General features: G+C 49.9%; 11 protein-coding genes. 7 read left to right on the forward strand and 4 right to left on the reverse strand.

Going from position 1 to position 13,566, the window contains the following annotated elements:
- Positions 1-4 precede the first annotated feature (4 nt).
- From ACTJJS_RS25450 to ACTJJS_RS25460, 3 genes are all read right to left on the reverse strand, one after another.
- Positions 5-1,183 (reverse strand): helix-turn-helix domain-containing protein, encoded by a 1,179-nt coding sequence (locus ACTJJS_RS25450; protein ID WP_440666054.1) that lies wholly within the window; start codon positions 1,181-1,183, stop codon positions 5-7.
- 88 nt (positions 1,184-1,271) lie between these two features.
- Positions 1,272-1,850: a hypothetical protein gene (locus ACTJJS_RS25455; protein WP_440666055.1), complete on the reverse strand. Its 579-nt coding sequence runs from the start codon at positions 1,848-1,850 to the stop codon at positions 1,272-1,274.
- Between the two features lie 8 nt (positions 1,851-1,858).
- Positions 1,859-2,659 carry an alpha/beta hydrolase gene (locus tag ACTJJS_RS25460; protein ID WP_440666056.1) on the reverse strand — a complete coding sequence of 267 codons (801 nt, stop codon included), beginning with the start codon at positions 2,657-2,659 and terminating at the stop codon, positions 1,859-1,861.
- 362 nt (positions 2,660-3,021) lie between these two features.
- Here ACTJJS_RS25460 and ACTJJS_RS25465 point away from each other — a divergent pair, with 362 nt between their 5' ends.
- The 5 genes from ACTJJS_RS25465 (at position 3,022) to ACTJJS_RS25485 (ending at position 10,563) form a co-directional block, all read left to right on the forward strand.
- Positions 3,022-3,603 carry an RNA polymerase sigma factor gene (locus tag ACTJJS_RS25465; RefSeq protein ID WP_440666058.1) on the forward strand — a complete coding sequence of 194 codons (582 nt, stop codon included), beginning with the start codon at positions 3,022-3,024 and terminating at the stop codon, positions 3,601-3,603.
- Between the two features lie 96 nt (positions 3,604-3,699).
- Positions 3,700-4,653: a FecR family protein gene (locus ACTJJS_RS25470; RefSeq protein WP_440666060.1), complete on the forward strand. Its 954-nt coding sequence runs from the start codon at positions 3,700-3,702 to the stop codon at positions 4,651-4,653.
- A 164-nt stretch (positions 4,654-4,817) separates the two neighbouring features.
- The gene (locus tag ACTJJS_RS25475) at positions 4,818-8,114 is read left to right on the forward strand and encodes a TonB-dependent receptor (protein ID WP_440666061.1); all 3,297 of its coding nucleotides are present in this window, start codon (positions 4,818-4,820) and stop codon (positions 8,112-8,114) included.
- Positions 8,115-8,131: 17 nt separating this feature from the next.
- Positions 8,132-9,676 (forward strand): RagB/SusD family nutrient uptake outer membrane protein, encoded by a 1,545-nt coding sequence (locus ACTJJS_RS25480; protein WP_440666063.1) that lies wholly within the window; start codon positions 8,132-8,134, stop codon positions 9,674-9,676.
- Between the two features lie 17 nt (positions 9,677-9,693).
- Positions 9,694-10,563 carry a glycerophosphodiester phosphodiesterase family protein gene (locus ACTJJS_RS25485; RefSeq protein WP_440666065.1) on the forward strand — a complete coding sequence of 290 codons (870 nt, stop codon included), beginning with the start codon at positions 9,694-9,696 and terminating at the stop codon, positions 10,561-10,563.
- 55 nt (positions 10,564-10,618) lie between these two features.
- On the opposite strand, the gene ACTJJS_RS25490 is transcribed toward ACTJJS_RS25485, so the two are convergent.
- Positions 10,619-11,632 (reverse strand): EndoS/ChiA family endoglycosidase, encoded by a 1,014-nt coding sequence (locus ACTJJS_RS25490; RefSeq protein WP_440666067.1) that lies wholly within the window; start codon positions 11,630-11,632, stop codon positions 10,619-10,621.
- 341 nt (positions 11,633-11,973) lie between these two features.
- On the opposite strand from ACTJJS_RS25490, the gene ACTJJS_RS25495 reads away from it, so the two are divergent.
- Together ACTJJS_RS25495 and ACTJJS_RS25500 are read left to right on the forward strand one after the other, a co-directional pair.
- Positions 11,974-12,543, forward strand: coding sequence for a Crp/Fnr family transcriptional regulator (locus tag ACTJJS_RS25495; RefSeq protein ID WP_440666069.1), 570 nt, complete (start codon positions 11,974-11,976; stop codon positions 12,541-12,543).
- Between the two features lie 66 nt (positions 12,544-12,609).
- The gene (locus tag ACTJJS_RS25500) at positions 12,610-13,566 is read left to right on the forward strand and encodes an amidohydrolase family protein (RefSeq protein WP_440666071.1); all 957 of its coding nucleotides are present in this window, start codon (positions 12,610-12,612) and stop codon (positions 13,564-13,566) included.

Genomic DNA, 13,566 nt, shown 5'->3' on the forward strand with positions numbered 1-13,566 from the left:
GGTGTTAGTCTCCTTCGGGTATACTGATATTCATTTCCTTTACATAACTGCTGGGAGAAAGCTGTGTGATCTTTTTAAAATTCCGGTTAAAACTGGTTTTGGAGTTGAATCCACACTCAAATGCCAGTGACAGCAGGGTATATTGCTGATTTTCCGGCTGCTGCAGCAGCTGTTTAAATGCCTCCACCCGGAGAACATTGATGTAGTCATAAAAACTTTTCCCTTCCCTTGAATTGATGACCTGGGAAAGAATGGCAGGATGTACGTCAAGGTTTTTGGCCAGGTCGCCCAGGGTCAACCCTGAATCTTTGTAACAGTGCTGCTCTTCCATAAGTGAAATAAGCGCCGCGTGAATCTTCGTAGCTTCAGTATCTGTCAGCCTACTTTTTTCATACTTAATTTTTTTGCCGGTTACACCTTCCAAATCTGCTGTCTCCACAGGTTCCGGCACATTCTCCGATGGCAGTGGCACATCAGGCAGATATACTTCGTGCATAGGCTGCTGGCTGGTAAAAATACCTACCTGCCGGATACCAAAATAGCCGATGAAGAAAATAAACAGCGTCACGGCCGTATACAAGGATGGTGCCGACGGAGAAAAGATGACAACGATCCATATAGTCCCCATCCCGCCAATCAGGTATCGCAACCAGTTCAGTGTAATCTTATCGGTATTGGAGAACTGGGCCGTCACATTCTGGCGGTGCCTGCGCAGCAGGCGCAAAGACAATAATACATACACGACCCCCGAAACGATGATGCCGCTGACCATCCAACGGAATAGCGGCTCAAAACCTGATGGGCCTGCAACGCCCATCTTCTCCTGCACAGTCATAGCCCCCAGTACTGGCACCAGTATCGCTGCGGCCAGCAACGACGGGATGAAGTGAAGAATGTTACGCCATCCGTGGCGTTGCTGGCCAGTGAGCAACAAGATATACAGATACAGGAACGGCCCGTGCAGGAATGGAAACGGCAGCTCCCATCCAATGAGCGCCGGCATGTCGCTCATTTTATTGTAGGCGAACCAGCCCATCAGCGCCTGATGAATGATGGCAAAGAAAAACCAGGCACTTAGTATTTTATCTGCTGTACTTTTTTTCGGCTTGCTGATCAGGATAACAAACAGGAAAATCGAGATAAAAACACCGCCCATATATATATAACGCCAGTCCGATAACATGTCAGTTGTTAGTCTTGTGAAGTAAATACCAAATATAACAAGTTCTCTCTTGTCTTCAAATGTATTTACCAGGCTAACCCTGTATCTTTCAGCGTTTCAGCCGCATGCCCATGCCCATTTCCATGCTGATGTTTTGGAAAGTGCTGACCGGGTAACCTTCAAAAGGATAAAAAGGCAGATAGGTCCTGGCATTGAAAGTATAGCGTTTTCTACCGAGTGACCAGTCCACCAGCAGTCCTACATCAGGCATGAGGGTATTCGTTCTTGTGGTGATCTTCTCCAGCCCCGGGTAATCCAGCGTTTCTTTGAAAGCGATACGCCGCACGCCTCCCATCGCCATCAGCGTAAGCCGGATAAATTTCCGCGGGCCGGTCATAGTATATCCCACGCCAATTTTTTGGGAAAACTGCAGGCTGTAATTGGTTTCGATGTTGTAAGTGTTCATGGCTACAGCGCTGGCCAGCATGGTATGGGAACCCGCCACCCAATTCCCTTTTATCTGATATTCCAGCACAACGGATGTCAGTGCTTTTACCGGCAGGCTCCATGGCAGCACACCTATAGCGGGTTTGATGGTGAAGCGGGACAGTGGGGATGTGGCAGGATGGTCCTGCCCATGCACGTTGATGGCCAGTAATAGCAGGCCAATAAAAAAAGTGTTTCGCATAAGCGGTTTTACATGTTTTCAAAGAAAAAGGAGAGCGCCCTCTTGATGTTTGTTTTTTTAGAATCCAGATGGCCTTTTCCGGGTGTGATATAATCACTGATCGTATAATTGGGATAGTATGCCTGGAGGGCGCCGCGAAAACCGACAAAAGGCGGGCGCATCTTTTCTTCCAACTCTCCGAGCGCCAGAAAGAAGCTACCGTTCCCCTCCCTATTCTGCTCCCTGTGGGCTTTTTCGTTCTTCAGCACAATCGCGTCGTCATACCAGAAGGAAGGGCTCAGGCACAGATAGGCGGCAAACATGCTGTTGTGGTTGGTGAAGCAGTGCCCCACCAGCAGGCCTCCCGCGGAGTGTCCCAATATTCCTCTTTGGGAACGGGCCGGAGCAGCATGAAATTCCGCTTCAATGCGGGGAACAAGTTCCATTTCTATAAACTCGACAAATTTATCTGCTCCTCCGCTGCCAATATTACTGGGAGTAGGCGTGTAATCGTCCAACCGGTCGTGGCCATAGCCGATGCCCACCACCAGCACCCCTTCCTGGTGATGGTCCCGGGCATGTTTTTCACATTCCAGCGCGGTGAAGTCAAAATCCAGTTTTGCATCCAGCACGTACAACGTACGATATGCTTTTGCGGGAGAATAATTTTCCGGTAGGGCTACTTTGATGTCATAGTTGCCCCCGTTGACAGTTGAGGCGAGGCTAAACTCTCTCAGGCGGCTTTTCTCAATTGTTTCTTTACTGCAGGCAGAGAAAATCAGAGCCAGGCTTAAACATCCGGCCAGCCACCGGGTATTACACAGGTTCATCTGTTTTGCGATTTTAAGATCAATGATGCGGCCGAAGTCATGGCCATGTCGTTCGCAAAACTATTAAAGCGCCGGCGCCCAAACGGTCCATCAGATAAGGTGGCACCTGCTACGGCAAACAATTTCCGGCTAATGGGGCTTACAAACGAAAACGCGGGTCTTGCCCGGGGCATGTGCCCTGGGGGCAATTATTTTCTTACCGGGATTCAAGGATTATTGCGCTACCTGAAAACAGGTATCCGGCTAATTTTCCTCTGCTGGCCCCCAAAAGGCCCAGCAACAATTATTTAATATACAATATCTCCCGGTCGTCTTACTTTTGAGCGATATATCAGACACCTGTCTGCCTTAAAAAGGCCTGTATGCAGCAATCCACTTATACCAGCCCGCTCGATAAGTTGAATGATGAAGCGCTGTTGGAACAATTCCGGCAGGGCAATACCCTTGCGTTTGAAGAACTGTATAAAAGATTCTGGGGCGTGCTTTACCTCCAGGCCTACCGTATACTGATACACGAAGAAGATGCGCAGGACATCGTGCAGGAAGTATTCACCGCCTTATGGACCAAAGCCGCCAACATCAACCTTTCCGGCTCACTGGCCGCTTACCTCTACGCAGCTACGCGCAACAGGGTACTGAATATGCTGGCCTCCAAACGCACCTACCGGCATCACCTGTCATCGCTGAAACAATTCCTCTCCGATATCGATAACAACTCCCTGCAATACATCACAGAGAAAGAAATAACAGCCCGCATGGAACGGGAAATACGCGCCCTGCCGGCTAAAATGCGGGAAGTATTTGAGCTAAGCCGGAAAACAGCGCTCACCCATAGGGAAATAGCCCATCAGCTGCAACTGTCGCAGGAAACGGTCAAAAAACAAATCAGCAATGCTATCCGCACCCTCCGTCATAAAATGGCCCATTTCTCCTTTTTTTGCTGAACCTATCCTGTTAATTTTAAAATAATCTGCCGCTATCTACCCCCCTTTTTATTTTCAGCTGTCATATAAGAAAGGTATGTCCCTTTTAATATGCCCATGCATAACATCAAAAAGCTACTGAAAAAATATGTAGCGGGAAATTGTACCCCGGAAGAACAGCTGTTGGTTGAACAATGGTATCAGCAGGAAAGCAACAACAGCAAAGCTGATACCTCCGGGCTCCGTTTTGAACAACTGGAAAGCGCTATATGGCAACAGATACAGCAACAAACAGCCACGCCGGCCAAACGGGTGACTATGCAACGCTATACCCTGCTGAAAATAGCCGCTTCGCTGCTACTGATAATCGGTGCCGGCACGCTGATATGGCTGCTCCGGCCGGCAAAGGAAAACATGCAGGAGATATTTGCGTCCACAACAAAACCGTTGCAACTGACACTTGATGATGGCACACGGGTATGGCTAAACGCAGGCGGCGGATTACGCTACCCGGCCCGTTTCACTGGCGATGCCAGAAAGATAGAACTGCTGTCCGGAGAAATGTGCCTCGATGTAAAACAGGACCCGGCACGCCCGTTCATCGTAAAATCAGGCGATGTCAATACCCACGTACTGGGCACGGTATTCAATGTACGGATGTACCCGCAGCTGGCTCTCCTCCAAGTAACGGTCCAACAAGGGAAAGTGGCGGTACAAAGTAATGCCACGAAAGGAAAGGGAGTAGTGGTACTGCCGGATGAACAGCTCACGGTAAACACCGGTTCCCCCGCATTCAGCAAAGCCCGCGTGGACGGGGCCGCCATCAACAGCTGGACAACCGGCAAACTGCTCTTTAACAACGAAAGACTGGATGTAATAGCGTTGCTGCTGGAAAAAAAATACAACAGGAAAATTTCCTTTGCTGACACCAGCCTCGGGGCCTACCGCATCACCGCCGGCATAGAACCAGCCGATTCCCTGTCGACGGTACTGGACATGCTTTGCCTGGCCAACAAACTTAGCTACGTAACAGAAGGCCAACAGATTATTTTTCGAAAACAAACACACTAAAACAGATTGCCTATGCCTGTCACATAAGGTCAGTAAAAAAGCCGGCAAGGGTTACCCCACCGGCCCGTCTGAAAGAAGATCAATGCGTAACGCCAATCACTTATTGATGCTTCCCAATGGATTTTATTAACGATTAAATCAATTATTAAAACCCGTATAAAGGTATGAAAATTTATACCAGTATCGTCGTGTCCCTACTTCAACAAATCAGGAAAACAGGATGCAGGCTATTTATCCTTATCATCGTAATCGCGCAACTGTTGCCGGGAGCCGCTTCCCACGCACAGTCACCTGACGGCACGGAAACCATCGACTACACGTTTTCCGGTCAATCGCTAAAAGAAGCATTGGCTATCATTCAACAAAAAACAAACTACCTGTTTGTCTACAATGAACAGCTGATAGCACCCTACAGGACCGTAGCACTACATGCCAATAAAAAAACGGTGGCATGGACCGTCCATGAACTGCTGCGCAACACCAGGCTGACCTACAAAATACAAAACAACAAAATAATCATCCTGGAGAAAGAAACGGCTGCCGCCGCCCCTCCTGTCATACCGGCAGAAAAAGTGAAAGGCAAAGTCACAGACGAAAAAGGCATGCCGCTGCCAGGCGTAACGGTGGCCGTAAAAAACGCCAACCGCGGCGATATCACCAACAGTGAAGGCCTTTTCTCCATAGACGCCGCCACCGGCGATATCCTGCTCTTTTCCATGTCCGGCTATATGCGCCGGGAAATAACGGTATCCGCCCGTCAGCTGCCTGCAACGGTACTGCACGAAGACGTAAAGGGACTGGAAGAAGTAGTGGTAGTGGGATACGGCACACAAAAGAAACGCGACATCACCGGCTCCATCTCTTCCGTAAAAGGAAACGACATCGCGGAACAGCCCACCACCAATGCCGCACAGGCTCTAAAAGGAAAAGTCGCCGGCCTGGACGTGTTCAGCAGCGGCAATGAACCAGGTGCAGGCGCCAACATCCTCCTGCGCGGACAACGCTCCATCAAAAATGATAACAGCCCCCTGATCGTATTGGACGGTATCCCGATGGTAGGCGGTTTCAATGAAATCAACCCCAGCGATATCGCTTCCGTAGAAGTGCTGAAAGATGCCTCTTCCACTGCTATCTATGGCTCCCGCGCTGCCAACGGCGTATTGATCATCACCACCAAAAGAGGAAAAGCAGGAAAAACAAATGTCGCCTACGACGCTTACTATGGCATTACGGCTATCACTAAAAAACTGGACCTGATGAACGGTGAACAGTTCGCGCAACTGCGCCGCGAAGCTGCAAGAACAGCCGACCCCAATAACAACTATCCCGCCGACGCCACACTCTTTGATGATATCGCACTGCGATCACTGGCACAAGGCAAATCTACCGACTGGCAGGACCTTATCTACCATAACGGCGCCAAACAAAACCACCAGCTGTCATTGACCGGTGGCAAGGAAAAAACACAATTCGCGGTTTCCTTTAACTACTTCAAAGAAAAAGGGATCGTGGATAAAACAGACTTCACCCGCGGGGCGCTGCGTATCAACCTCGATCATCAGGTCAACAGCCGAATCCGGATGGGCGTGTCCACACTGGCCAGCATGTCGTCACAGAATGTTACCGACAATACCGTATTTGACAACGCCCTGCGTTTAAACCCACTGGGCGTTCCGTATGACAGCACCGGCAAACTGCTGTTCCGTCCCAATAATGACGAAGGACAACGGGTAAACCCGCTGATGATCATCAAAAACACCATCATCCAACGTTATAAGACACGTGTGTTTGCCAGCATGTACGGCGAATGGGACATCTTTAAAGATCTTACCTACCGTCTGAACATAGGCCCGGAAATGGAAGCGTCTAAAGAAGGTTATTTCAAGGGAAGTGAAACAGACGATAACCAGGGAGGCAATGCCACCGCAGGTTTGAGCAATTCAGACATGTTCTCTGTAACAGTGGAGAATATACTGAAATATACCAGACAGCTGTCAAAGTCGCAACGCCTGGGCGTTACCCTGCTGCAAAGCTCCCAACAGCAAACCGTCAACAGCTCCGGTATCAGGGCCAACAAACTGCCCTATGAAACCCAAAGCTATCACAACCTGGAAACAGCCGGCGAAGTGACCGGCATCAGCAGCGACTACCGCAGGTCGCTCCTGTTGTCTTATATGGCCCGCGTCAACTATGATTATAAAAACCGTTATCTCCTGACCATTACCGGCAGAGCAGATGGTTCTTCCGTTTTCGCTGCCGGACATAAATGGGGCTACTTCCCTTCTGCCGCTGTGGCCTGGCGCGTAGATGCCGAACCGTTTATGCAGTCCCTCCGCCAGGTAAACGCCTTAAAACTGCGCCTCAGCTACGGCAGTACCGGCTTTAACGGCATTCTGCCCTACGGCACTTTCAGCACGCTCAAAAAAAGCAGCTATGCTTTCGGGGAAACAGGGATGAACGGCTTCCAGCCCGCCACTATTGCCAATCCCAACCTTAAATGGGAATCCACGACTTCGCTGAACGCAGGGATCGACTTTGCGCTGTTTAATAACCGTATCACCGGTACCGTAGAACATTATATCGCCAATACCAAAAATATCCTGTTGAGAAGAAGTATCCCCGGCAGCACCGGTTATACGGAAGTACTGCAAAACATTGGCGCCACCCGCAACAGAGGCTGGGAAGTAACCCTCTCCACCGTCAACATCAACAACGAAAACGGCTTTCAATGGACCACCGATCTGAATTTTTCCACCAACAAAAACGAGATTGTACAACTGTATGGCGACGGGAAAGATGATGTGGGCAACCAGTGGTTTATTGGCCAACCTATCAAAGTATTCTATGACTATCAGAAAACAGGCATCTGGCAAACCAGCGAGCTGGAAACAGCGAAGGATTACGGCGCCAAACCCGGACAGATAAAGCTGCTGGACAGAAACGGCGACAAACAGTACAGTGACCAGGACCGTGTGGTCCTCGGATCAGAATTCCCCGGCTGGATCGGCGGTATGACCAACCGGTTCTCCTACAAGGGACTGGAGCTGGCCGTTGTGATCAATACCCGTCAGCATTATCTCATCAACTCCAGGTGGTTTGAAAACAACAACCGTTTGGCCGGCAGGTACAACAACATCAACGTAAATTACTGGACACCGGAAAATCCGACCAATGACAACCCGCGTCCTGATAAGAACCAGGAAAGCGTGTACCTCGGTTCCACGCTGGCTTACAAAGATGCCAGCTTCGTAAGGATCAAAAACCTGGCAGTAGCTTATTCACTGCCGTCATTATGGCTGCAGCGCGCCGCCATCAAAACCTTAAAAATCACGCTGAGCGCCGAGAATCCATTTACCATTACAAACTATAAAGGACAAGACCCGGAGTTTGAATCAGACGGCACCCGTGCCATGTACCCTACCGTAAAAATGTATGCCATCGGCCTTAATGCTGCTTTCTAACGATTAAAAAACAGGTTATGTTATTTAATAAACATCTTCATCTGCTTACTGCCATATCCCTGTGCTGCACGCTCTTTACCTCCTGCAGCCTGGATGAAAAAGAGCTGTACAAACCGGTACCGGAAGCCATATACAGCACGCCGGCCGGCATATCCAACGGTGTTACCGGCGTATACAGCAAACTGAGAGGACTATACGGTTCCCAGAAAGGCTTTACTGTTACGACTATGGGCACTGACCTCTTCCAGCACGGAAAAGACGGCGGTTATAAATATATGGACGACTATTCCGCCGCCCTCAACCCTGCGGATGATTACCTGAACGGTATCTGGAATGATTGTTATGCCGGCATCAATGCCGCCAATACCGTCCTCGACAGGATAGACGCAGTGGCCATGGACGATAAGCTCAAAACACAGTATAAGGCGGAAACCCGATTCCTTCGGGCACATTATTATTACTGGCTGACCCTTCAGTTCGGGGATGTAGTTTATTCAGCACACGAAACCAAAGGCGTGGTGACTGATGCCGGCAGAACGGCCAAAGAGGAAATCTGGAAAAACATGCTGGAAGATACCCAGTTCGCAGCCGATCAGCTAAGCTGGACGTCTCCCGACTACGGACGGATCACCAGGGGCGCCGCGCTTCACCAGCTGGCAAAAGTAAAGTTGCTGCTGAAAGATTATGACGGCGCTGCCGCTGCTGCGGTAAAAGTGATCAAAGAAGGTCCTTACCAGCTGGTAAAAACATATGGCGGCGTGTTTGACTACAACAACCAGCGAAATACCGAAATAGTATTCGCCGTACAATACCTTAACAATGCCCTGTTTAATGACGACGGCAACCAGGGACATGCTTTCTTTACACCGGCATACGACCAGTATGCCGGCCTGAAACGCGACCTGGAACAGGGCGGGCGCCCCTATACCCGCTTCAGGCCTACCGCCTTCTTCAGAGAACTGTTTGATCCAAACGATGCCCGCTTTGATGTCACCTTCCGTTATACGTGGACGTACAACAACACCGCCACCCTGCCTCCGGGAAAAAAGATAGGCGACACCGTAGTATGGCAACTGTCGCCGGGCGTCACTTCGCTGATTGCGCCCAACAACGACAATATGCACTGGGGCATCAAAAAACACGATGACCCTACCCGCGCCAGCGTACAGGCCCTCAACGGCTTCCGGGATTTTTTTGTGTACCGCTTCTCAGAAACCTACCTGCTGGCGGCTGAAGCATTGATCATGGCCGGAAAGCCCAACGAGGCGCTTCCCTACTTTAACGCCGTCAGGGCCAGGGCTGCCAAACCAGGAAAACAGTTGCCAGATGTTACCGCCGCCCGGCTGGACATTGACCAGCTCCTCGATGAACGCGCACGGGAACTGGGTGGCGAAGGAATGCGCTGGATGGACCTTGTCCGCACCGGCAAGTTGATAGAAAGAGTGAAGAAATACAATCCCAATGCGGTAAACATTAAGGCGTACCACGTTTTACGCCCTGTTCCGCAGGCACAGATAGATCTGTCTACCGTCAAATTCCCACAGAACAACGGATATTTTTAAATCAAAAACACAACCACATGAAACGCTGTTTTTTTATCGTACTGGCATGGCTCGGCACCTGGAGCTCCCTCCATGCACAAACAACTACCGCCAAAGAAAAGATTGATTCTATACTGGAAGATTTTCACCAGCACCCCGAACGTGTCCTGGTGGCCGCACACCGGTCGGCACATACCTACTACCCGGAAAACTCCTTAGGTGCTATCAGAGAAGCGATCAGACAAGGCATAGACATCGCGGAACTGGACGTGCGGATGACCAAAGACAGCGTGCTGGTGCTTATGCACGACCAAACCATCACCCGCACCACAGGAAAGAAAGGAAAAGTAACCAGCTATACCTATGCAGAACTGCAACAGTTTCCTTTACTGCATAACGGGCAGCCTACCACCGAGAAAATACCCACTTTCAAAGAGGCATTATTGCTGGCCAAAGGACATATTATCATCGATATAGACTTCAAGGCCGACAGTCGGGAAGCAGCCCGCAAAACATGTGAAGAGGTACAGGCTACCGGCACCGCCAGGCAGGTGCTGTTCTTCGTGTATGATCATCAACAGGTGCCGTTCCTGCAAAAGATTGACAAACAAATACCTGTTATGCCAAGGGCACATAACGCCGTGGAAACAGCCGCCATCCTGGAAATGGGCCAGTTCCCCGTTATTCATATTGACGACTCCTTTTCAGACAATGTCATCAACGACATCCGTACCGCAGGGTCACGGGTATGGATCAACGCTTTGGGAGATTTTGACGATATGGAAAAAGCGGCCGAAAATACAGGGTTTGATCAACTGCTTTCAAAGTTCAAACGCGCCAATGTTATCCAGACTGATTTACCGGAGCAACTGCTTCGATATCTGAGGAAAAAGGGACTGCATCAATAACACTTAATCACGCCTTCATCGCTGTAAGATGAAGGCGTGACTGTTTTATTCTTCATCAGGGATTCATAATCCGTATCAACATTTTGCTGACGATATAAGTCGGCGTATAAAGCGTGTTGTCCGTAGAAGACGTTAACGGCGCATCCCGATCTATGGCATAACTGAATACCCCGCCTTTTTTACCACCGGAAGGTTCCCACCGTGCATAGTCAAAAGCCCGGCCGGTGCCATTTACAGGATAAGTCACGTCGTACCACACATTGCCGGGATAGCCTCTTTCTTCATAAAAGGAGAAACCGGGAATGAACTGTGTGGATTTGATATACGGAGCAAAAGTATTCCAGGTGGACTGAAGCGTGGATGCTCCCCTACCATAAGCCTGCAGCCATACATAGTCTACCATGGTGTATACTTTTTTGAACAGGCTGTTACTGCCGCTTTGATTGGTATCAAATGTCAGCAGTTTACCGGTGCCGGATTTAGGGCCCAGGTATTTGGACAAGGCACTGTAAACCCCAGCCATCCTGGTCAATTCGGTACCGGAAGGATTACTTTCAATATCGATGTCATAACCGTCAAATCCGTAGCGGTTAACGATACTGTCCATGATGCGCTTGGCAGTAGTGGCGTAGCCGGTAGTGTTGTCCGGCGCGCCCGGCGCCAGGTCCAGGTTACCGGTGACGATCACTTTGGTACCCTTTGCATGCAGGGCATTGATCCATCGGGGCACGCTGTCTGCGATCGGGGAACTGGAACTGAAACAAAACAGGATCAGCACATCGAGACTGTCGGGCACCTGTGAAAAATTAGAGCCATTGGGCGCAGCGCCATAACACGGGCCCTGGAAACGGTAAAAGCCGGCGTAGATTTCATGCGGGCTCTTTTTGTATGCGATCAGGCTACTGTCGGTAACAGTACCAGTGAGCACAGCGGCCCGCTTCGCAGCGTCTGTAGTTTGTTGGGAAAGTGTGTTGTCGGCCAGGTTTTTAGTGCAGGCATTCATCAGCAGGCAGGATGAGAACAGCAATGCGGCAGCCATGGCTGTTTGCACAGGATTTGAAATTTTCATGTGGTTCAGATTTGGTTTAAAAAACAATATGTTTCATGCATGTATCCATCAGGGACATATACACGGGCTGATAACTGAAAAATAAACGCTGCAATGGGAACCATCGTTGTTTGTCATTATTCACTGTCCGGCAATCGGGTTAAACGTGGAATCCGGGTGCTGGTTAACCTGCGTACGTGGCTACGCTGTTGCTCATGTTATCCGAATATACTAAAAGTTGTTCACGCGGCCATTATTCTATCAGGGGTAATTACAATTTTGTGGGTGTATTTGTTTATTATTTTTTTTTGATGTCCGGAAAAACAACAAACTGTATTTTTGGGCAATGATGTGTTTTCAACATGTATGAACAGCTGGCCAGACATATTACAACGCATAGCCCGTTAAAGGAGGAAGATCTGCAGCAGGTACTTCCTTACTTCAAGCCCCTGCAGGTGAAAAAGAACACGCTGGTGTCCCGGATCGGGGAGCCTTCCAGGCGTATGTTTTTTATTAACAGAGGATGTTTGCGGGTATATTTTATCAAACCGGACGGAAGGGAAGTGACCCGGCGCTTTGCCTTCGAAAATTCATTTTCCTCTTCCCTCACCTCTTTTATCGGTGGTACGGTACTGAAAGAGGCCACCCAGGCAGTAGAAGCCTCAGAGCTGTTGTATATTGACCGGCTTGATTATTATCACCTCGTAGATAATGTACCGGGCTGGGACTTGTTTTACCGGTACTGTCTTGAATACGCCTACGTGACCAACACCAGGCGCCTGGAAGATTTCATCACTCTAAGCGCCAGAGAGCGTTATCGTTTGTTGCTCGATGAAAACCCGCAGGTAGTGCTCCGTTTACCTAATAAACTAGTGGCGAATTATCTGAACATCACCCAGGAAGCACTTAGCAGAATAAAATCCAACAGCTGATTTATTGATCCGGATCAAGGATTGCTACGGGAGATAATTTGACTTTTGTGGTCAAATATTTCGTGTATGCGTATTGTAACATTAGAGGAACACATTGTCTTTCCTGACATGGCCCGGGAACTGGGCGTAACAGGAGAATTATCGGCCATCAACAAGATGGAAGCACAGCTGGCAGATATTACCGATGCCCGTCTGGCATCTATGGACGCCAACGGAATTGACGTACAGGTATTGTCAGTAACAGGAAAGGGAGCGGAACTATTGCCTCCGGGAAAAGACCAAGCCTTCGCAGCGCGGTATAACGACGCTATTGCCGCGCGAATAGCCTCCCACCCCGACCGTTTCAAAGCCTTTGCACATTTACCCATGCCCTCTCCCCAGGCCGCAGCCGACGAACTGGAACGGACACACGTTGAGCATGGCTTCTGTGGCGCGCTGATCAACGGGCTTACCAATGGCAGATTCCTGGACCATCCGTCGTTTGCCCCGCTGCTGGAAAGAGCGGAACAACTGCAGCTGCCGCTGTACCTGCATCCCGCTCTGCCGCCGGAAGCTGTGGCAAAGGCTTATTACAGTGATTTGCCCGGACAGGCAGGCACCGTCCTCTCTGCTTACGGATGGGGATGGCATTCGGAAACAGCCTTGCATGTATTGCGTTTAGTCTTCTCCGGTACCCTCGACCGGTATCCCCGGTTGAAGATTATCATCGGCCATATGGGGGAAATGATCCCCATGATGATGGCACGGACCGAGAACGCCGGCAAAAGCATAGGGCTGCAGCGGCCTGTCGGCCAAACACTGCGCGACCAGGTACACATCACCACCAGCGGCATTTTCACGGAGCCTCCGCTGATGGCTGCCCTGGCCACTTTTGGCATCGACAATATCATGTTCTCAGTCGATTATCCTTTCAGCACCAATGAAGCAGGTAAAAGTTTCCTGGAAAATATGCCCCTGCCCGCCGAACAAATAGCCCGGATAGCCAGTGGCAATGCAGACCGGCTGCTGGGACTGCGCCCTTAG

Origin of the sequence: Chitinophaga sp. 22308 (assembly GCF_052045305.1) — a bacterium.
Taxonomy (GTDB): domain Bacteria; phylum Bacteroidota; class Bacteroidia; order Chitinophagales; family Chitinophagaceae; genus Chitinophaga; species Chitinophaga varians_A.